Annotated in this window: 18 protein-coding genes; 12 read left to right on the top strand and 6 right to left on the bottom strand. The window is 69.2% G+C overall.

Going from position 1 to position 19,212, the window contains the following annotated elements; genetic code table 11:
• Positions 1-307 precede the first annotated feature (307 nt).
• Positions 308-988: a sulfotransferase gene (locus ACLFRB_RS00770; protein ID WP_411067079.1), complete on the top strand. Its 681-nt coding sequence runs from the start codon at positions 308-310 to the stop codon at positions 986-988.
• 65 nt (positions 989-1,053) lie between these two features.
• On the opposite strand, the gene ACLFRB_RS00765 is transcribed toward ACLFRB_RS00770, so the two are convergent.
• Both ACLFRB_RS00765 and ACLFRB_RS00760 read right to left on the bottom strand, forming a co-directional pair.
• The gene (locus ACLFRB_RS00765; protein ID WP_411067078.1) at positions 1,054-1,941 is read right to left on the bottom strand and encodes a phosphoribulokinase; all 888 of its coding nucleotides are present in this window, start codon (positions 1,939-1,941) and stop codon (positions 1,054-1,056) included.
• 167 nt (positions 1,942-2,108) lie between these two features.
• Positions 2,109-3,182 carry a 6-phosphofructokinase gene (locus ACLFRB_RS00760; RefSeq protein WP_411067077.1) on the bottom strand — a complete coding sequence of 358 codons (1,074 nt, stop codon included), beginning with the start codon at positions 3,180-3,182 and terminating at the stop codon, positions 2,109-2,111.
• 145 nt (positions 3,183-3,327) lie between these two features.
• On the opposite strand from ACLFRB_RS00760, the gene ACLFRB_RS00755 reads away from it, so the two are divergent.
• Entirely contained in the window at positions 3,328-3,822 is a 495-nt protein-coding gene (locus ACLFRB_RS00755) for a DsrE family protein (RefSeq protein WP_411067076.1), read from the top strand.
• A 200-nt stretch (positions 3,823-4,022) separates the two neighbouring features.
• Here the strand turns inward: ACLFRB_RS00755 and fdxA are convergent, their stop codons facing one another.
• Complete coding sequence (fdxA, locus tag ACLFRB_RS00750; RefSeq protein ID WP_411067075.1) at positions 4,023-4,346, bottom strand: ferredoxin FdxA; 324 nt, start codon at positions 4,344-4,346, stop codon at positions 4,023-4,025.
• Positions 4,347-4,529: 183 nt separating this feature from the next.
• Here fdxA and ACLFRB_RS00745 point away from each other — a divergent pair, with 183 nt between their 5' ends.
• Positions 4,530-5,153 (top strand): L-threonylcarbamoyladenylate synthase, encoded by a 624-nt coding sequence (locus tag ACLFRB_RS00745; RefSeq protein WP_411067074.1) that lies wholly within the window; start codon positions 4,530-4,532, stop codon positions 5,151-5,153.
• 206 nt (positions 5,154-5,359) lie between these two features.
• Here ACLFRB_RS00745 and glnD read toward each other — a convergent pair whose 3' ends face one another.
• The 3 genes from glnD to sfsA all read right to left on the bottom strand — a co-directional run bounded on the left by glnD (position 5,360) and on the right by sfsA (position 9,686).
• Positions 5,360-8,095, bottom strand: coding sequence for a [protein-PII] uridylyltransferase (gene glnD, locus ACLFRB_RS00740; RefSeq protein ID WP_411067073.1), 2,736 nt, complete (start codon positions 8,093-8,095; stop codon positions 5,360-5,362).
• Positions 8,096-8,125: 30 nt separating this feature from the next.
• Complete coding sequence (map, locus tag ACLFRB_RS00735; protein WP_411067072.1) at positions 8,126-8,893, bottom strand: type I methionyl aminopeptidase; 768 nt, start codon at positions 8,891-8,893, stop codon at positions 8,126-8,128.
• A 64-nt stretch (positions 8,894-8,957) separates the two neighbouring features.
• Positions 8,958-9,686, bottom strand: a complete 729-nt coding sequence (gene sfsA, locus ACLFRB_RS00730) for a DNA/RNA nuclease SfsA (protein WP_411067071.1) — start codon at positions 9,684-9,686, stop codon at positions 8,958-8,960.
• A gap of 287 nt (positions 9,687-9,973) precedes the next feature.
• On the opposite strand from sfsA, the gene rpsB reads away from it, so the two are divergent.
• From rpsB to bamA, 9 genes are all read left to right on the top strand, one after another.
• Complete coding sequence (gene rpsB / locus ACLFRB_RS00725) at positions 9,974-10,744, top strand: 30S ribosomal protein S2 (protein ID WP_411067070.1); 771 nt, start codon at positions 9,974-9,976, stop codon at positions 10,742-10,744.
• A gap of 115 nt (positions 10,745-10,859) precedes the next feature.
• Positions 10,860-11,516: a translation elongation factor Ts gene (gene tsf / locus ACLFRB_RS00720; RefSeq protein WP_411067069.1), complete on the top strand. Its 657-nt coding sequence runs from the start codon at positions 10,860-10,862 to the stop codon at positions 11,514-11,516.
• Positions 11,517-11,522: 6 nt separating this feature from the next.
• Positions 11,523-12,269, top strand: a complete 747-nt coding sequence (gene pyrH / locus ACLFRB_RS00715) for a UMP kinase (protein ID WP_411067068.1) — start codon at positions 11,523-11,525, stop codon at positions 12,267-12,269.
• Positions 12,266-12,823, top strand: coding sequence for a ribosome recycling factor (gene frr / locus ACLFRB_RS00710; protein ID WP_411067067.1), 558 nt, complete (start codon positions 12,266-12,268; stop codon positions 12,821-12,823). The genes pyrH and frr overlap by 4 nt, the downstream gene beginning before the upstream one ends.
• 4 nt (positions 12,824-12,827) lie before the next feature.
• Positions 12,828-13,583 (top strand): polyprenyl diphosphate synthase, encoded by a 756-nt coding sequence (uppS, locus tag ACLFRB_RS00705; protein ID WP_411067066.1) that lies wholly within the window; start codon positions 12,828-12,830, stop codon positions 13,581-13,583.
• Entirely contained in the window at positions 13,552-14,367 is an 816-nt protein-coding gene (locus ACLFRB_RS00700) for a phosphatidate cytidylyltransferase (RefSeq protein WP_411067065.1), read from the top strand. The genes uppS and ACLFRB_RS00700 overlap by 32 nt, the downstream gene beginning before the upstream one ends.
• Entirely contained in the window at positions 14,364-15,536 is a 1,173-nt protein-coding gene (locus tag ACLFRB_RS00695; RefSeq protein ID WP_411067064.1) for a 1-deoxy-D-xylulose-5-phosphate reductoisomerase, read from the top strand. Before ACLFRB_RS00700 ends, ACLFRB_RS00695 begins: the two co-directional genes overlap by 4 nt.
• 41 nt (positions 15,537-15,577) lie before the next feature.
• The gene (rseP, locus tag ACLFRB_RS00690; RefSeq protein ID WP_411067063.1) at positions 15,578-16,930 is read left to right on the top strand and encodes an RIP metalloprotease RseP; all 1,353 of its coding nucleotides are present in this window, start codon (positions 15,578-15,580) and stop codon (positions 16,928-16,930) included.
• Positions 16,930-19,203 (top strand): outer membrane protein assembly factor BamA, encoded by a 2,274-nt coding sequence (gene bamA / locus ACLFRB_RS00685; protein WP_411067062.1) that lies wholly within the window; start codon positions 16,930-16,932, stop codon positions 19,201-19,203. The genes rseP and bamA overlap by 1 nt, the downstream gene beginning before the upstream one ends.
• Positions 19,204-19,212 lie beyond the last annotated feature (9 nt).

Raw genomic sequence — 19,212 nt, 5'->3', positions numbered from 1 at the left:
TCCTCCGAGTCTCCCGTCGCAGAAATTCTTTCTTTACTCTTGGGGCCGGACCCGGGACGCGGGGCAAGCCCTCCAGGCTCCAAGGGGCCCTGCCCTGCGGGCATCCCTTCAGTCGCCTTCCGAGCTTGCCCCGCGTCCCGGGTCCGGCACCGCCCCGGCACCCCCGATTTGCTCCAGGCCAAGATCCGGTCCCCCGGCCCCTCGACGCACCGATCCCTTCCCGCCCAACCTGATCCGTAGGACCAGTATGCACAGTATGACCGGTTGCGTTGGGCCGGCAGGGGGGACGGCCGGAAGGGGCGTGCCGATGGGCCTGCCAGCGGGAATTGGTCGGAGAACCCGCTACTACCGGGATTGGCTGCGGGTGGCCGGGCGGGAGAAGGTCTTCTGCGTGGGCCTGAACAAGACCGGCACCACCTCCCTGGAGCGGGAGATGCTGGACCAGGGGTACGTGGTGGGGGACGAGATGAAGGGCAAGGTGCTGGTGGACGCCTGGGCCCGCCGGGACTTCCGGCCGGTGATCGAGCTCTGCCGGACCGCCCAGTTCTTCCAGGACGCCCCCTTCAGCTGGCCCTACACCTTCATGGCCCTGGACCGGGCCTTCCCCGGCAGCCGCTTCGTCCTCACGGTGCGCGACGACGCCGAGGAGTGGTACCGCTCCCTGGTGCGGTTCCTGGGCCAGCGGTGGGCGAACGGCCGCATCCCGCCGACGGTCCGGGACCTGAAGGAGGCGCCGGGGCCCTATCCCGGGTTCCGCTACCACGTGCACACCACCGTCCACCGGGTGCCCGCCGACGATCCCTTCCGGAAGGACGCGCTCTTCGATTTCTACCACACCCACAACAAGGTGGTGCGGGACTACTTCCGTCACCGGCCGCAGGACCTGCTGGTGGTCAACGTGAAGCGGCCGGAGGACTACGACCGGTTCTGCGCCTTCCTGGGGGTGCCGCGGCGGCGGGAGGGGTTCCCGTGGGAGAACCGGAGCTGACCCGGAAAGGGGCGTAAAAAAGCCCGGCCTCAGGGGCCGGGCTTGGAGGCGGCATGGCGCCGGGCTCAGGCCGACTTGTTGCCCACCAGGTCGTGGATGATGGGGTTCAGGATCAGCTCCATGGCGAAGCCCATCTTCGGCCCGGGCACCACCAGGGTGTTGGGCCGGGACATGAACGAGCCCTCGATCATGGACAGCAGATAGGGCCAGTCCTGGTCCTTGTAGGCATTGAAGTGGATCACCACCATGGACTCGTCCGGGGTGGGGATGTCCCGGGCGATGAAGGGGTTGGAGGTGTCCACCAGCGGCACCCGCTGGAAGTTGATGTGGGTGCGGGAGAACTGGGGCGTGATGTAGTGCACGTAGTCGTGCATGCGGCGCAGGATGGTGTCGGTCACCACGCTGGCGTCGTAGCCCCGCTCGGCGGTGTCGCGGCTGATCTTCTGGATCCATTCCAGGTTCACCGCCGGCACCACGCCCACCAGCAGGTCCGTCCACTGGGCCACGTCCACGCCGGCCTCGGGGTCGGCCACGCCGCCGTGCAGGCCCTCGTAGAACAGCAGGTCGGACTCGGGGAGGTCCTCCCACGGGGTGAACTGGCCGGGCTTCTTGTCGATGCCCAGGCGGGCGTTGTGCTCCGCCGCCTCCTCATCGCTGTGGATGTAGAAGCGGCGCTGCCCGGTACCGGTCTCGCCGTAGGTCTTGAACAGCTCCTCGAGCTTGGCGAAGTGGTTGGCCTCGGGGCCGAAGTGGCTGAAGTTCTCGCCCTTCTTCTCGGCCTCGGCCATCTTCTCCTTCATCTCGGCGCGCTCGTAGGCGTGGAAGCTGTCGCCCTCGATGACAGCCGGGGTGATCTCCTCCCGCCGGAAGATGTCGTTGAAGGCGTTCTTGACGGTGGTGGTTCCGGCACCGGAGGAGCCCGTCACCGCAACGATCGGGTGCTTTTTGGACATGCCATCCTCCCAGACTGACAAAGGAAAGGTTGCAAGAATTCGGATCACGCCCGGGGACGCCTGGAGTCGGCCCGGGATCGGCGTCGCTATGGGGTTGCCCGGCGGCCGGACTGGATCTGGGCAAGCGCGCGATGATAACAGGCTCGAAGGCGCCTGGATAGGCGGGCCTATTCCCCGAGGATGACGCCGAGCTGGCGGGCCGATTCGAGCAGGGGATGGTCCTGGGGCACGGGGCGGAAGCCGCCGGCCACCTGCTCCAGGGGGATGGTGCCGATGCGCTGGCCGTCGAAGGTGACCATGCGGTTGTGCTCGCCCCGGGCCAGGGCGTCCACCGCCGCCACCCCGTACTGGGTGGCCAGGAGGCGGTCCTGGGCCACCGGTCCGCCGCCCCGCTGCACGTGGCCGAGCACCGTGACCCGGGTCTCCAGGTGGGTCACCCCTTCCAGCATGCCGGCCACCTGGTGACCGATCCCGCCGAGCTGGGCCTGGTAGACCCCCTCGCCCGGCTGCAGCACGGAGACGTCGCCCCCCTTGGGCTTGGCGCCCTCCGCCACGGCGACGATGCTGAAGCTGGCCCCCCGCTCGGCGCGCTCCCGGATCCGCGCGCAGAGGCGTTCGGGCTCGAAGGGCGCCTCGGGGATGAGGATGGCGTCGGCGGCGCCGGCCACGCCCGCGCGCAGGGCGATCCAGCCCGCGTAGCGGCCCATGAGCTCCACCACCATGATGCGGTGGTGGCTCTCGGCCGTGGTGTGCAGGCGGTCCAGGGCGTCGGTGGCGGTGGCCACGGCGGTCAGGTGGCCGAAGCAGAGCTCCGTGCCCTGGATGTCGTTGTCGATGGTCTTTGGCGTGCCCATCACCCGCACGCCCTTGGCGGCGAGCTGGTGGGCGATGCTCAGGGAGCCGTCGCCGCCGAGCACCACCAGGGCGTCGATGCCGAGCTCCTCGATGCGCCGGATGGCCTCGTCGGAGCGATCCGCGTACTGGTCCTCGCCCACCGGGTACTGGAAGGGGTTGGCGCGGTTGGTGGTGTGCAGGATGGTGCCGCCCCGGTTGATGAGGCCCCGGGTGGTGAAGGGGGTAAGCTCGATGGGGTCGAGCCCCTCCACCAGCCCCTTGAAGCCCTCCGGGATGCCCAGAACGGCGGGCCAGCCCTGGGTGCGCATGGCGGCCCGGACCACGGCCCGGATCACGGCGTTCAGTCCCGGGGCGTCGCCGCCGCCGGTGAGGATGCCCAGGCGCATGGCTCTCCCTCCAGCCCGTTTGATCAGGGGTGACAAAGGGTTATGGTGGCCGGAATCCGGCAGGGCACTATCCGTATTATTGTGGAAAGCGCCCGGCTTTGCCAGTGTGGAACGATCAAACCTCTACGGTCCAAGGGGAGCTGCCATGAGGAAGATCGTGCTGATCGTTGCGGGGGGTCTTGCCGGGATCATGCTGAGCCCGGCGGCGTGGGCGCAGACGGACATGGACGGGTCCGAGCCCAAGGTGGTCTACCATGTGGATTATCCGGGGGTGCGGCGTTTCTCCGGCCAGCTCACCAGCACCTACAACATGGTGCAGCATTACGAGAACCAGCTCGTCGATTCCGACGTCCGGATCGTGGCCAACTCCTTCGGCGTGCGCTACTTCACCGACGACCCGCTGGAGGACACGCCCTTCGAGGCCGGGGAGGACCTGAAGGAGGAGCGCGAGGAGCTGCGCGACCGGATTAAGTCGATGATGAGCACCTACGACGTGGAGGTGGCCATCTGCGACATCACCCGGGAGCAGCTTGGCCTTTCCAAGGACGACTTCTACGAGGGCGTGACCTTCGTGGACTCCGGCGTGGTGGAGGTGGCCCGGCTCCAGCAGGAGGGCTTCGCCTACATCAAGGCGGAGTGAGCGCTGCCGTCCGCCGCCGCGGCGGGTGGATGCAGGAAGGCCGGCAGCGATCCGCCGCCGGCCTTTCTCGTTCGGGCGCGCCCGTCCCGGGCAAGGCTCTCCGGGATCCCGGAACGGTCCCCCGCATCGGCCCCGGTGCAGGGGATCGGCGTCCCGGGCCGGGAGCGGGGGAGAGCCGCCGAGCCCCGGGGAGGAGGAGTCTATCGCTCCAGGTGCTCGTACTTCTCCTCCACCTCGGCCCACTCGTCGGCGTCCGGCGGCGGATCCTTCTGCTCGGTGATGACGGGCCAGTCCTGGGAGAGCTCCGCGTTCAGCTCGGTGTAGTGCTCCCATTTCTCCGGCAGCTCCTCCTCGCGGAAGATGGCCGTCACCGGGCATTCGGGCTCGCACAGGGTGCAGTCGATGCACTCGTCGGGGTCGATGACCAGGAAGTTGGGGCCTTCGTGGAAGCAGTCGACCGGGCAGACCTCGACGCAATCGGTGTATTTGCACTTGATGCAGGGCTCGGCCACGACAAATGCCATGCCTTCGCTCTCCTTGTTCCAGGGCTAGAGGGGTAGCCTAACGCGCGGGTACGGGCCCCGTTTCGGCAAGGCCCTAAAAGTTGCGACAGTCGGGGCCGGGTGTCAACCTGCCCGGGCTTGCGCATGTCCCCCGATTGGACCAAATTCTTGGGGGTGAGTGCCAGCGGCCGACGAGGACCTGCCATGCGAACCATCGAGATCCGGCCCCAGTCGGTGCAGCCCCGCACCATGGAGCAGGTGGCCGAAGCCCTGCGGGACCGGAGCGCGGTCATCGCCTTCCCCACGGACACCGGCTACGCCTTCGGCTGCGCCCCCGGGGTCACCGGGGCCCTGAAGCGCATCCAGCGGGTCCGCGGGCTGAACGCCAGCCACACCTGGACCCTGCTGTGCGGCGACGAATCCTGCCTGGGGACCTACGCCCGGATGGATACGGCCGTCTACCGGATGATCAAGCGGGTGGTCCCGGGGCCCTACACCTTCGTGCTCGAGGCCACCGCCGAGGTGCCCCGCCAGCTCCAGCAGAAGAACCGCAAGACCATCGGCGTCCGCATCTCCGCCGATCCGGTGGTACAGGCCCTGGTCCGGGCCCTGGGCGGGCCCCTGGTGACCACCACCGCCCGCCTGGCGGGGGAGGAATGGGCCTTCGAGGATGCCGCCAGCATCGGCGAGGAGTGTGGCGACAGCATCGACCTGCTGCTGGATGCCGGCCCGGTTCCGCCCAATCCCTCCACGGTGGTGGACCTGACCGGCGAGGAGCCCGAGATCCTGCGCTACGGTGCGGGGGATCCGGGGCCCTTCGGGGGGTAGCGGGTACCAGCCGCAGCAACGCGCCTGATGGGCGCCAGGCCGCGGTCAAGGACCGTTCCCCATGGGGTCAGCGGCCCCGCTTCTGGGCCGTTCCTGTGGGAGCGGCCATCTGCCGCGACATTCCAGTGCGACGGATCGGTGGCGGTGCCTACCGCTCCCGCCCGGGCCCGTTCTTTCCTGGCGGAGCGGCCGACCGGACCTAACGGTCAGGAGGAGATCTCGGCGGCCTCGAACTCCCGCCGGATGGCCTCCGCCAGGGCATGCCGGCGCTCCTCCGTGTCCAGCGGGGCGCCCTTGTGGGAGAGCTGGAAGGTGTCCTCGGTGCGCTCGCCGAAGGTGGCCACCTTGGCGGCGTGGATCTGCCAGCCGAGCTCGTTGAGGATGCGCGCGATCCGGTAGAGCACCCCCGGGGCGTCCGGGGCGATCACCTCGGCGGTGGTCTCGCCCGGGGCCCCGCCGGGATGGAAGGTGACGCGCACGGGGGTGTGGAAGTGGCGCTGGGCCCGCTGGCGATAGCCCTGGCGGCTGGGGGCCGGCGGCAGCGGGGCCGGCTGGGTCAGGGCGGCCTGGAGGTGCTCCCGGATGCGGGCCCGCTCCCGGGGGTCGTGCACCGGGCGGTCCTCCTGGTCCAGCACCAGGAAGGAGTCCAGGGCCCAGTGGTCGCGGGTGGTGTGCACCTTGGCCTCCATGATGTTCAGGCCCAGGCTGGCCAGGATGCCGGTGGCAAGGGTGAACAGCCCGGCCCGGTCCGGGGTGTAGAGCAGGATCTCGGTGCCGCCCGCCCGGATGTGCGGGGCCACCTCCACGACGGTGGGTCCCGCGCGCCCGAGCAACGTGCGCGTGTGCTGGGCCAGCTCCTCGGGGTGGTAGTGCAGCAGGTAGTCCTGGCCGACCCGCTTCAGGTGGGCCCGCACCTCCTCCGGGTCGAACCCCTCCCCTTGCAGGGTCTCGATGATCCGCCGGCGGATGCGCCGGGCGCGGGCCCGGGTGTCGGCAGGCACACCGGTGCGCAGGGCCTGCCGGACGTTGAAGTAGAGGTCGGTCAGGAGCTGGGCCTTCCAGGTGTTCCACACCTTGGGGCCGGTGGCCCGCATGTCCGCCTCGGTGAGCAGGAACAGCAGGTCCAGGTGGTTCTGGGTGCGTACGCGGTACGCCACCTCGCCGATCACCTCCGGGTCGTGGATGTCCCGCTTCTGGCTGACCTGGGAGAGGTAGAGGTGGTCGTGGACCAGCCAGGCGGCGATCCCGGCGTCCTCGGGGTCCAGGCCCAGGCGCCGGCCCAGGCGGCGGGCCACCCGGGCCCCCAGCAGGGAGTGGTCGCCGGCCCGGCCCTTGGCGATGTCGTGGCAGAGCAGGCCCAGGTAGAGGATCTCCGGGCGGCGCACCTGCCGGGCCAGCCGGCAGGCGAGGGGAGACTCCAGGGCCAGGGGCGATTCCTCGCGGTGGAACTGGTCCACCACCTCCATGGCGCGCAGGGTGTGCTCGTCCACCGGGTAGATGTGGTAGAGGTTGTGCTGCGTCTGCCCGACGATGCGCCCGAACTCCGGGAGGAAGCGGCCGAGCAGGCCGTAGGTGTTCATGCGCCGCAGCACCCCGGCCACCCGGCCCGGGGTGCTCAGGATGCGCAGCAGCCCCTCCCGGACCCGCGGGTCCGCCCGCACGGCGCCGTCCACGTTGCGCGCCCCGGCCCACAGGGCCCGCAGGGTTCCGGCCTCCAGGGGCGGCAGCTCCTCCAGGTGCTGGGCGTCGGCGAAGAAGGTCAGGATCCGGGCGGGGTCCTCCTGGAAGGCCTCGGGGCGCGTGGCCTCCAGGTAAGGGCCCCGGTAGCGCATGTCCGGTCCGGCGGGGCGGGCCGCGGGGGTCGCGATCTCCTGCTGCAGGGTCTGCAGGCCGATGTTGGTGAGGGCCACCACCTGGCGCAGGGTGCGGTAGTAGCGCTTCATGAACTTCTCCACCGCCAGGGTGGCGGCGGTGTCCCGGTAGCCGAAGCGCGCCGCCAGGGTGCGCTGGTGGTCGAACTGCAGGCGGTTCTCGTTGCGCCCCGTGAGGTAGTGCAGCCCGTTGCGCACCCGCCACAGGAACTCCTGGGACCGGGCCAGCGAGCGGAGCTCCCCCGCCGACAGGACCCCCTGCTTAACGAGGTCGCGCAGGGTGGCCACGTCGTGGAGGTGGCGCGCCACCCAGAACAGCAGGTGGAGGTCCCGCAGCCCGCCCCAGCTCTCCTTGACGTTCGGCTCCAGGTTGTAGACCGGCCCCCCGTAGCGCGCGTGCCGCTGGCGCTGCTCCTCCAGCTTGGCGGCGATGAAGTCCTCCGGCTCCCCCCGCCCCCGTGCGCGGAAGCTCTCCCGGAAGCGGTCGTAGAGGTCCCGGTCGCCCGCCAGCAGGCGGGCCTCCAGCAGGGTGGTGCGGATGGTGATGTCCGCGCCGGCGTCGCCGATGCACTCCTCGGGCGTGCGCAGAGCGTTGCTGACCGGCAGGCCCAGGTCCCAGAGAAAGTGCAGGAGGGGCTCGGCGAAGGCGGCGGCGGTGGCGGCGGTGTCGTCGTGGAGGACCAGGAGGTCGACGTCGGAATGGGGGTGCAGCTCGGCGCGCCCGTAGCCGCCCACGGCGAGGACGCACAGGGGGGCCGAGCGCCGCGCCGTCTCCAGGTAGTCGGGCAGCAGGCGCCAGAGGCTCTGGATCAGGCGGTCGGTGAGGTAGGCGTGGCCGCGGACGATCTCCCGGCCGGTGGCCCCCTCCCGGAAGCGCCCCTCCAGGAAGGCGCGCCCTTCCTCGTAGGTGGACCGGAACCGCTCCAGGAAGGCGGCCTTGACCGGGGGCGTCCAGCCCTGGCCCGGGGGGTGCAGGCGCTGAATCTCGGCGATCCGTTCCGGGAAGTCCCGCTCGGGGAAGATGCGCTCGCGGTGGCGCAGCCGGTATGCAGGCCGGGGGCCGGGAGGCATGGCTCTCCCTTTGGCGCCCCTCCAGCCGCGCTAGAGGGGGTCGCCGGGTAGCTGGGTCAGCACCTCGTAGCCGTCCTCCGTGACGGCGAGGGTGTGCTCCCACTGGGCGGAGGGGGAGTGGTCCTTGGTGACCACCGTCCAGCCGTCCTTGAGCAGCTTCACGTGGCGCTTGCCCGCGTTGATCATGGGCTCGATGGTGAACACCATCCCCGGCTCCAGCGTGAGCCCCTCGCCGGGACGCCCATAGTGCATGACCTGGGGATCCTCGTGGAAGCCCTGGCCGATGCCGTGGCCGCAGTATTCCCGCACCACGCTGCAGTGCTGGGATTCGGCGTAGGTCTGGATGGCGTGGCCGATGTCGCCCAGGGTGGCGCCGGGACGCACCTGCTCGATGCCGCGCACCATGGCCTCGTGGGCCACCTCCGCCGCCTTGCGGGCCTTCTTGGAGGGCTCGCCCACGTAGAACATCTTGCTGGTGTCGCCGTGCCAGCCGTCCTTGTTGACGGTGATGTCGATGTTGAGGATGTCGCCGTCGCGCAGCTCCCGGTCCCCCGGGATGCCGTGGCAGACCTGGTGGTTCACCGAGGTGCACACCGACTTGGGGAAGCCGTGGTAGTTCAGGGGGGAGGGGTAGGCGCCCTGCTCGTTGACGATGTAGTCGTGGCAGATGCGGTCCAGCTCGCCGGTGGTCACCCCCGGTTTGACGTAGGGGGCGATCATCCGCAGCACCTCGGCGGCCAGGCGCCCGGAGACGCGCATCTTTTCGAGCTCTTCGGCAGACTTTATATGAACCGACATGGCAGATCCGTTCCGGGGACTCGTTCTGGGTTTGGACCAATTATAGGGCACGGGGCCCGTTGGGCTAAGCGGGGGCCAGCTCGTGGGCGGGGCCCAGGTCGATGGGCTCGGCCGCGGCCAGCTCGATGCCCTCGGGGGCGATGCGGGTGCGGTAGGCGAGCAGCTCCACGCCCGCCTCCGCGGCCTCGCGCAAGCGCTCCCCGTAGGCGGGGTCGATGTGGTCGGCGGGGCCGAAGCCCTCCCCGTCGGCGCGGTTGACCAGGAAGAACATCACCGCCCGGCCGCCGCCGGCGGCCAGCTCCATCAGCTCGTCGAGGTGCTTGCGGCCCCGCTCGGTCACCGCGTCCGGGAAGCGCACGGCGCCGTCGGGGGCCAGCAGGGTGCAGTTCTTCACCTCCACGTGGCAGGGGCCCTTGTCGGGGTCCTCCAGGAGGATGTCGATGCGGCTGTTGCGCCCGTACTTCACCTCCCGGCGCTGGCTGGCGTAACCGGCCAGCTCGGGCACCTCGCCAGCGGCGATGGCCTCGGCCACCAGGGCGTTGGGGCGGTGGGTGTTCACGCCCACCCAGCTGCCGCCGCTGTGGTAGAGCTCCCAGGTGTATTTGAGCTTGCGCTTGGGCGAGTCCGCCGGCAGAAGCATCACCGGCCGGCCCGGCTCCTTGCAGGTGGCCATGGAGCCGGAGTTGGCGCAATGGGCGGTCACCACGGAGCCGTCCGCGAGCTCCACGTCCGCCAGGAACCGCTTGTAGCGGCGTATCAGGGTTCCCTCCAGGAGGGGCTGCTCGAAACGCACCGGGATCCTCTCGGTTCAGGGCCCCTCCGAGGTTGGTGTGGGGCCGGAAAAGTGGGCTATCCTACCCCAACTGGGGCCCGGACCCCAATGGACGGCTCGATTGCCGCAAATGGCCGTGGGTGGTATAAATCCGCCTTTACCGTGCGCCGGGCCCGACCGGCGCGAAACCCCACGCTCGCCGACACACCCGGTGGGGTGTCCCGTCCCCGAGAGGAGGCCCGCAGCGGCCGGGGCGGGATGACCGGGTGCGGGCGGGCGGAGGCCCAACCCCCAGAAGGAGCGATCCAATGGCAGCAGAAAACGTTTCCATGCGGGAGATGCTGGAAGCGGGCGTCCACTTCGGGCACCGCACCAGCCGCTGGCACCCCAAGATGGGCCCGTACATCTTCGGGGCCCGCAAGAAGATCCACATCATCAACCTCGAGAAGACCGTGCCCCTGTTCCGGGAGGCCATGGCCTTCCTGCGGGACCTGTCCCGCAACGGCGGCAAGGTGCTTTTCGTGGGGACCAAGAGCCAAGCGCGCGACGTGATCGCCGAGCAGGCCCAGCGCTGCGGCATGTACTACGTGAACCACCGCTGGCCGGGCGGCATGCTCACCAACTGGCATACCATCCGCAATTCCATCCGGCGCCTCAAGGACATCGAGCGGATGGCCGAGGACGGCACCTTCGAGATGCTGCCCAAGAAGGAGGCCCTGCTGCTGGAGCGCGAGCGCTCCAAGCTCGAGCGGAGCCTGGGCGGCATCAAGGACATGAGCGGCGTGCCGGATGCCATGTTCGTCGTCGACATGGAGCGCGAATCCATCGCGGTGGCCGAGGCCAAGAAGCTGGGCATCCCGGTGGTGGCCGTGGCCGACACCAACGTGAACCCCTCCCGGGCGGATTACATCATCCCCGGCAACGACGATGCCGTGCGGGCCATCAAGCTCTACGTGACCACCGCGGCGGACGCCATCCTCGAGGGGCGCCAGGAGCGGGAGGTGGAGATGACCTCCGCCGTGTCCGGCGACGAGGAGATGGTCGAGGTGACCGACGACGACGCCGGGGCCTCTTCCTGAGCCCCCGTACCGCATCGTGCGGCCAGCCGCCGGTCCGCCGGCGGCTTTGGCCGTCTGGAGGGGCCGGCGGCGGCCCCGCAGCGACCAACCGGATTCCAGGGAGAACAGCAGGGCTATGAGTATCAGCGCGCAGGACGTGAAGACCCTCCGTGAGCGCACCGGCGCCGGCATGATGGAGTGCAAGAAGTGCCTGGAGGAGGCCGGGGGCGACATGGACAAGGCCATGGAGGTCCTCAAGCAGAAGGGTCTCGCCCAGGCGGACAAGAAGGCCGGCCGCACCGCCGCCGAGGGGGTGGTGACCTCCTACATCCACGGCAACGGCAAGATCGGCGTGCTCGTGGAGGTGAACTGCGAGACGGACTTCGTGGGCAAGAACGAGGACTTCCAGAGCTTCGCCCGGGACATCGCCATGCACGTGGCCGCCTCCAACCCCGAGTACGTGCGCCGCGAGGACATCCCCGAGGAGCGGGTCGAGGAGGAGAAGGAGCTGATCAAGGCCCAGTCCGAGGAGACCGTGGCCGGCAAGCCCGACCACGTGGTGGAGCAGATCCTCGAGGGCAAGCTCAACAAGAACCTCTCCGCCATCACCCTGCTCGATCAGCCCTTCGTGAAGGACCCCGACAAGACCGTGGGGGAGTACACCAAGGAAGTGGTGGCCAAGCTGGGCGAGAACATCCGCGTCCGCCGCTTCGTGCGCTACGAGGTGGGCGAGGGCATCGAGGTGGAGCAGAAGGACTTCGCCGAGGAAGTGAAAGAGCAGCTCGGGGAGTAAGTCACCGTGACCGACCCGGACACACGGGAGCCGGCGTACAGGAGGGTGCTCCTGAAGCTCTCCGGTGAGGCCCTGATGGGCGACGAGCCCTACGGGATCAGCCGCGCGGTGCTGGAGCGGATCGGTGAGGAGATCCGGGAGGTGGCCGCGGCCGGGGTCCAGGTGGCGGTGGTGATCGGCGGCGGCAACATCTTCCGGGGGGTGGCCCCCGCTGCCGAGGGCATGGACCGGGCCACCGCCGACTACATGGGCATGCTGGCGACGGTCATGAACGCCCTGGCCCTGCAGGATGCCCTGGAAAGCCAGGGGCTGCCCACCCGGGTCCAGACCGCCATCGGCATGCAGCAGATGGCGGAGCTCTACATCCGGCGCCGGGCCATCCGGCACCTGGAGAAGGGCAGGGTGGTGATCTTCGGCGCCGGGACGGGCAACCCGTTCTTCACCACCGATACCGCGGCGAGCCTGCGGGCCATGGAGATCGGGGCGGACGTGGTGCTCAAGGGCACCAAGGTGGACGGGGTCTACACCGACGACCCTGTGTCCAATCCCGACGCCATGCGCTACCGGCGGCTCACCTACATGGACGTCATCGCCCAGGACCTGCGGGTGATGGATGCCACCGCCATCACCCTGTGCCGGGACAACCGCCTGCCCATCGTGGTGTTCAACTGCGTCAAGCCCGGGGCCCTGCTGCGGGTGGTGATGGGCGAGGACGAGGGAACCCGGGTGGAGGCGGAGGAGGCCAAGCCATGATCGAGGAGATCGAGCTAGACGCCGAAGACCGGATGCAGAAGAGCATCGAGGCCCTCAAGGACGACCTGAGCAAGGTGCGCACGGGACGCGCCCACGCCAGCGTCCTCGACCCGGTGACGGTGGAATACTACGGCAGCGAGGTGCCCCTGTACCAGGTGGCCAACCTGACCGTTCCCGATGCACGCACCATCACCATCAAGCCCTACGAGAAGGACATGATCCCGAAGATCGAGCGGGCCATCCACAACGCCGATCTCGGGCTCAATCCCACGGCCTCGAGCGATGTGGTGCGAGTGCCCATGCCCGAGCTCACGGAGGAGCGGCGCAAGGAGCTGGCCAAGCACGTGCGCCAGATGGGCGAGGGAACCCGCGTGGCCATCCGCAATGTGCGCCGGGACGCCAACCAGGACCTCAAGAAGCTGGAAAAGGACGGCGACGCCGGCGAGGACGAGGTGCGCCGGGCCGAGAAGGAGATCCAGGAGCTGACGGACCGCTACATCGCCGAGGTGGACGCCATCCTCGACGCCAAGGAAGCGGACCTCATGGAGGTGTAGCCGGTTGTCCGAGGAGCAAGGGGGGGCGGACCAACGCATCCCCCGCCATGTGAGCGTGGTGATGGACGGCAACGGCCGGTGGGCCAAGCAGCGCCATCTGCCGCGCGTGGAGGGCCACCGCCGGGGCCTGGAGTCCGTACGCACGGTGGTCCGGGAGTGCGGCGAGGCGGGGGTGGAGGCGCTCACCCTGTTCGCCTTCTCCTCGGAGAACTGGCGCCGTCCCGCCAGCGAGGTGCGGGCCCTCATGGGGCTGTTCCGGTTTGTCCTGGAGCGGGAGGTGGACGGGCTCCGCGAGAACGGCATCCGCCTCCGGGTGATTGGCGATCGCCAGGGTTTGGGGGACAATTTGATCCCGCTCATCGAGCGAGCCGAGACGGCCACCGCCGAGGGCAGCCGCATGACCCTGAACATCGCCGCCAACTACGGCGGCCGCTGGGACATCGCCCAGGCGACCCGGCAGCTGGCCCGCGCGGCCGCCGAAGGGACCCTGGACCCGGCGGAGATCGGCGAAGAGGCCATCCGCTCACGCTTGGCCCTGGCGGACCTGCCCGAGCCGGACCTGTTCATCCGCACGGGCGGCGAGCAGCGCATCAGCAACTTCCTGATCTGGCAGCTCGCCTATACCGAGCTGTACTTCACGCCGACCCTGTGGCCCGACTTCGACGAGCAGGCCCTGCAGGCGGCCTTCGAGAGCTTCAGCAAACGCCAACGCCGCTTCGGACGCACAGGTGAACAAGCCAACGCGCTCACAGGCCATTAGATCCCGTATCCTCACCGCCCTCGTCCTGATCCCCCTGGTTCTGGCGGGGCTCTTCCTTCTTCCTTCCCAAGGTATCCTCGCACTGGGGATAATCCTGGCCCTGGTCGGGGGCATCGAGTGGGCCCGACTCATCCATATCCGCGGCGCGGCCCGCGTTCTCTACGGGGCCCTGGTGGCGGGGCTCACCTACGTGCTCACTTTGGCGGACCCGGTTGCCGTGGCCCTGCTGGCGGGGCTCTGGTGGCTGCTGGTTATCGCCGAGATTCCGGTGTTCCGTCCCCAGACCGACGCGCCGGCGTTTCGCGCGGCCCACGGCCTGGCGGGGGTGGCGACCCTGGCGCCGGCCCTGGCCCTGCTGGTGGACCTGGTGCAGGTCAGTCCCTGGCGCGGCCTGGCGGTGCTGGTGGCCATCTGGGCCGCGGACATCGGCGCCTACGGCGTGGGCAGGGCCTGGGGCCGGCACAAGCTGGCCCCCCACGTGAGCCCCGGCAAGACCTGGGAGGGCCTGGTGGCCGGCGCCCTGCTCGCCGGGGTGGCCGGCGGCGTGCTGGCCTGGCAGGCGCCCCTGGAGGTCGGCGGCCCGACCGCCCTGGCGGCCATGGCGGTTCTGGTTGCCGTGATCGGCCAGGTGGGGGATCTTTCCGAGTCCATGTTCAAGCGCCGGGCCGGGCTGAAGGACTCGGGCCAGTGGCTGCCGGGGCACGGCGGTCTGCTGGACCGCATCGATAGCCTGACGGCGGGGGTTCCCGCGTTCGTTCTGTGTCTATGGGGGGTGGGTGTATGAGCCGCGTCGTGGTGCTGGGAGCTACCGGATCCATCGGCGGCAGCACCCTTGATGTGCTGGCCCGCAATCCCGAACGCTTCGAGGTGCTGGCCCTGGCCGCCAACCGCAGCGGGGAGGCCCTCCTGGAGCCTTGCCGGAGCCATCGGCCCCGCTACGTGGTCCTGCGCGATGAGGAAGCCGCGGAGGAGCTGGCGGCCACCCTGGAGCGGGAGGGCCTAACCGGGATCGAGGTGCGCGCGGGGGACGCGGCCCTGTGCGAGGTGGCCGCCCATCCGGACGCCGATCAGGTGGTGGGCGGCATCGTCGGCGCCGCCGGGCTGGAGCCCACCCTGGCCGCGGTGCGTGCCGGCAAGCGGGTGCTGTTGGCCAACAAGGAGTGCCTGGTGATGGCCGGGGCCCTGTTCATGGAAGAGGCGCGGCGGGCCGGCGCCACCATCATCCCCGTGGACAGCGAGCACAACGCCATCTTCCAGGTCTTCCCGGAGGACGGCGATACTTCCGGGGTCCGCCGCATCCAGCTCACCGCCTCCGGCGGGCCGTTCCGGACCCGCGCGGCGAGCTCCCTGGCGGAGGTGACCCCGGAGGAGGCGGTGGCTCACCCCAACTGGGACATGGGGCGCAAGATCTCCGTGGACAGCGCCACCATGATGAACAAGGCCCTGGAGGTCATCGAGGCCCACTGGCTGTTCGGACTGCCGCCGGAGCGCATCAAGGTGGTGGTCCATCCCGAGTCCATCGTCCACAGCCTGGTGGAGTACCTGGACGGCTCCCTCCTGGCCCAGCTGGGGCACCCGGACATGCGCACGCCCATCGCCGCCGCCCTGGCCCATCCGGATCGCGTGGAGAGCGGGGTCGACTCCCTGGATCTGGCGCGGCTCGGGGAGCTGCGCTTCCAGGACCCGGATTTCGAACGCTTCCCCGCCCTGGCGCAGGCCTACCGGGCCCTGGAGGTGGGCGGCACGGCACCCGCCATCCTCAACGCCGCCAACGAGGTGGCCGTGGACGCCTTCCTCGACGAGCGCCTGGACTTCCCCGGCATCACCCGGGTGATCCGCGGCACCCTGGACGCCGCCCGGCCGGAGCCGGCCGACTCCCTGGACACCGTGCGCTCCGCCGACGCCGAGGCACGGCGCCTCGCCACCGAGGTGCTGGCCCGCGAGGCCTGCTAGGCGCCCGGTCGCCATCAACCAACTGAGGACGGCCTGCACCCATGGAACTCCTCCATACACTATTGATGTTTGTGGTGGCCATCGGGGTCCTGATCACGGTCCACGAGTACGGCCACTTCTGGGTGGCTCGCCGGGTGGGCATCAAGGTGCTCAAGTTCTCCGTGGGCTTCGGCCCGGCCCTGTTTTCCCGCAAGGGCAAGGACGGCGTGGAGTACGTGCTGGCGACCCTGCCGCTGGGCGGCTACGTAAAGATGGCCGGGGAGGTTCCGGGCGAGGAACCGGAGCTTGCCCCCGAGGAGGCCCACCGGGCCTTCAACCGCAAACCGGTGCCGCATCGTATGGCGGTGGCGGCGGCCGGTCCGGTAATGAACTTCCTCTTCGCCGCGGCGGCCTTCGTGGCGGTGTACCTGATCGGGGTTCAAGGCCTGGTCCCGCAGGTCGGCTACGTTGCGTCGGAGTCCCCGGCCGCCCAGGCCGAGCTGCGCATCGGCCAGGAAATCGAATCCGTCGGGGACCAGGAAGTGCGCTCCTGGAACGAGGCCCAGGTGGCCCTGATGCAGGCCGCCATGGCCCGGGAAGCGGTGACCCTGCGCGTTTCGGACGGCGGGCCCAGCCGGGAGACGGTTTTGGATCTCTCCGGAGTGGGAGGCGAGAACCTCCAGGAGGATTTCCTCTACCGATCCGTCGGGCTGGCGCCGTACCAGCCGGTGACGGTGAACCAGGTGGAGCCCGAATCCGCGGCAGCGGAGGCGGGTCTGCAGCCCGGCGACCGCGTTGTTGCCGTCGATGGGGAGCCTGTGGCCTCCTGGCACCGGTTCCTGAGCCTGGTGCGGGAGAGCCCGGGCGAGCCCCTGGAGATCCGGGTTCGCAGGGACGGGGAGGAACGTACCCTGTCCGCCTCGCCGGCAGCGGTGTCTGGACCCGAGGAAGAGGAAGTGGGTCAGATCGGCATCCGTCCCGAGCCCCTTGGCGAGGAGCTCCAGGTGACCGTTCGCTACGGTCCGCTTGGGGCTCTGTGGGAAGGGGTGAAGAAGACCGGAGAGATGCTGTGGCTGACGGTGGAGATGCTCGCCCGCATGGTGACGGGCTCCGTTTCCAGCGATAACCTCGGTGGGCCCATTGCCATCGCGCAATTCGCCGGGCAGTCCGCGGAGGCGGGACTGGTGCCCTTCCTCTGGTTCCTGGGGATGATCAGCCTGAGCCTGGGCTTCCTGAACCTGCTCCCGATTCCCGTCCTGGACGGTGGGCACCTGCTGTTCCAGGCCATCGAGGGGGTTCGCGGTCGCCCGCTGGACGAGGAGACCATGGCCCGCTGGCAGCAGTTGGGCATTATGGCCCTGCTGGCCATCATGGTCTTCGCCTTCTACAACGACATCCAACGGCTGTTCCAATAATGCACGTCCTGCGGAAAGTGGTGATTACAGTGGTGGCGGCCTTCGGTGCCGTTCTGACTTCGCCGGCGGAGGCGTTCACCGTCGAGGCCATCGACATTCGGGGGGCGGAGCGCATCGAGGAAGGCACGGTGCGCAACTACCTCCCGGTAGAGGTGGGCGAGGAGATCGCGCCTCCGACGGCCCAGCGGGCGATCCATGCCCTGTACGAAACGGGCTTCTTCCGGGACGTCCAGCTCCTGCGCGAGGACGGCACCCTGGTGGTGCAGGTGGAGGAGAAGCCGGTGGTCACCGATATCTCCTTCCAGGGCATGAACGAGCTCAAGGAGGATCAGGTTCGGGAGGCCTTCCAGTCCTTCGGCCTGGAGGAGCGCAAGATGTTCTCCCGGTCCGGATTGCGGCGGGCCACCCTGGAGCTGGAGCGGCAGTACAACGCCCAGGGCTACTACGCCGTGGAGGTGGACGCGGAAACCAAGTCCTCCGGGGAGGAGGGGGTGGCCATCACCTTCGAGATCGAGGAGGGAAGCCCCGCCAAGATCGCCCAGATCGCCATCGCCGGGAACGAGCGCTTCAGCGACGAGACCCTGAAGAGCCAGTTCAATTTGACCGATTCCGCCGCCTTCGCCTTCCTGTCGGGGAAGGACCAATACGCCCGCCAGAACCTGATGGCCGACCTGGAGGCGCTCCGGACCTACTACATGGACCGGGGCCACCTGAACTTCCAGGTGGACTCCACCCAGGTGCAGCTTTCCCCCGACCGCCAGCACGTCTTTGTGACCATCAACATCACCGAGGGCGAGCAATACCGCCTGAAGGAGGTGGGATTCTCCGGGGACACGGTAGTGCCGGAGGAGGACCTCTGGCCCCTGGTGGAGCTGGAGGAGGGGGATCTGTTCTCCCGCAGCCGGCTGCAGAAGTCGGTGGAGGCCATCACCCAGCGCGTGGGTGACGAAGGCTACGCCTTCGCCAATGTGAATCCCAGGCCGGAGGTGGACGAGGAGGACCGGACGGTCGACCTGGATTTCCAGGTTGCCCCGGGGCAGCGGGTGTCCGTCAACGAGGTGAATATCGAGGGCAACGACCGGACCCAGGACCGGGTGATCCGCCGGGAGCTCCGCCAGATGGAGTCGGCCCGCTATCAGACCAGCAAGATCCAGCGCTCCAAGGAGCGCATCGACCGGCTGGGCTATTTCGACTCCGTGAACCTGGAGACCCCCAGCGTGCCGGGCCGCAACGACGCCGTGGACCTCGACCTGTCGGTGGAGGAGCGTCCCACGGGGCAGTTCAGCGTAGGGGTGGGCTATTCGGACGTGGAAGGCGTCCTGTTTACCAGCTCCATCAAGCAGGACAATCTGTTCGGCCGGGGGCAGCGGCTCAACCTCGAGGCCGACATCGGCGGGGTGAACCAGACCTTCAACCTCTCCGTAACCGAGCCCTATCTCACCGTGGACGGTGTCAGCCTGGGCGGGGACGCCTACTACACCAAGCGGGACACGGATCGCTTGACCCTGTTCCGTTACAGCCAGGACCGCGCCGGCCTGGCCGGGCGCATAGGCTTCCCCCTCTCCGAGTATTGGCGGGACAGCCTGCGCCTGGCCTTCGAGCAGACGGATACGGAAAGCGGCACCCTGGAGCTGGGGGGCGAAGAGGAGGAGTTCCTGGGCACGCAGGACCACCTCCTGCTGCGCAACACCCTGAGCTACGACTCCCGGGACGACACCGTCTTTCCCCGCAAGGGCTGGAAGAACGAGCTGCTCACCGAGGCCGCCTTGCCGGGTGGCGATTCCCGCTACCTCCGTGGTGAGCTGAAGTCTCAGGTCTACTTCCCTCTGATGTCCGCCTCCACCGTCAGCCTGGGCGTGGAGGCCGGGCGCCTGGAGGGCTACAACGGCGAGTCGGTGCCCTTCTACGAGAATTTCTATCTCGGCGGGGCGCGGAGCGTCCGCGGCTTCGATACCTACAGCCTGGGCCCCGAAGACGCGGACGGCAATCCCATCGGCGGGGTGAGCAAGCTGCAGGCCAACAGCGAATTCATCTTCCCGATTCCCGGGGCAGAGGACACGCAGGGCATCCGCGGGGCCGTCTTCGCCGACGCGGGCTGGGCCTATGGTCCGGATCAGGAAGTGGACCCCGACGAGCTCCGGGCCTCGGTGGGCATCGGCTTCCGGTGGTTCTCCCCCATGGGGCCGCTCCGGTTCGATTATGCGATCCCGGTGCGCTACGAGTCGGAAGACGACCTGCAGCGGTTCCAGTTCACCATCGGGACGGATATGTAACGTCTTCCC

The sequence above is a fragment of the Thiohalorhabdus sp. genome (assembly GCF_046545655.1).
Lineage (GTDB): Bacteria > Pseudomonadota > Gammaproteobacteria > Thiohalorhabdales > Thiohalorhabdaceae > Thiohalorhabdus.
Note: the sequence above shows the minus strand (reverse complement) of the source record. Positions and strands in the feature narration are given on the sequence as shown.

Coding starts and splice junctions, on each gene's coding strand:
- rseP (WP_411067063.1), top strand. CDS start 15,578: ATGGAACTCCTCCATACACTATTGATGTTTGTGGTGGCCATCGGGGTC.
- map (WP_411067072.1), bottom strand. CDS start 8,893: ATGTCGGTTCATATAAAGTCTGCCGAAGAGCTCGAAAAGATGCGCGTC.
- ACLFRB_RS00745 (WP_411067074.1), top strand. CDS start 4,530: ATGCGAACCATCGAGATCCGGCCCCAGTCGGTGCAGCCCCGCACCATG.
- glnD (WP_411067073.1), bottom strand. CDS start 8,095: ATGCCTCCCGGCCCCCGGCCTGCATACCGGCTGCGCCACCGCGAGCGC.
- ACLFRB_RS00755 (WP_411067076.1), top strand. CDS start 3,328: ATGAGGAAGATCGTGCTGATCGTTGCGGGGGGTCTTGCCGGGATCATG.
- tsf (WP_411067069.1), top strand. CDS start 10,860: ATGAGTATCAGCGCGCAGGACGTGAAGACCCTCCGTGAGCGCACCGGC.
- frr (WP_411067067.1), top strand. CDS start 12,266: ATGATCGAGGAGATCGAGCTAGACGCCGAAGACCGGATGCAGAAGAGC.
- rpsB (WP_411067070.1), top strand. CDS start 9,974: ATGGCAGCAGAAAACGTTTCCATGCGGGAGATGCTGGAAGCGGGCGTC.
- ACLFRB_RS00695 (WP_411067064.1), top strand. CDS start 14,364: ATGAGCCGCGTCGTGGTGCTGGGAGCTACCGGATCCATCGGCGGCAGC.
- ACLFRB_RS00760 (WP_411067077.1), bottom strand. CDS start 3,182: ATGCGCCTGGGCATCCTCACCGGCGGCGGCGACGCCCCGGGACTGAAC.
- fdxA (WP_411067075.1), bottom strand. CDS start 4,346: ATGGCATTTGTCGTGGCCGAGCCCTGCATCAAGTGCAAATACACCGAT.
- ACLFRB_RS00765 (WP_411067078.1), bottom strand. CDS start 1,941: ATGTCCAAAAAGCACCCGATCGTTGCGGTGACGGGCTCCTCCGGTGCC.
- ACLFRB_RS00770 (WP_411067079.1), top strand. CDS start 308: ATGGGCCTGCCAGCGGGAATTGGTCGGAGAACCCGCTACTACCGGGAT.
- bamA (WP_411067062.1), top strand. CDS start 16,930: ATGCACGTCCTGCGGAAAGTGGTGATTACAGTGGTGGCGGCCTTCGGT.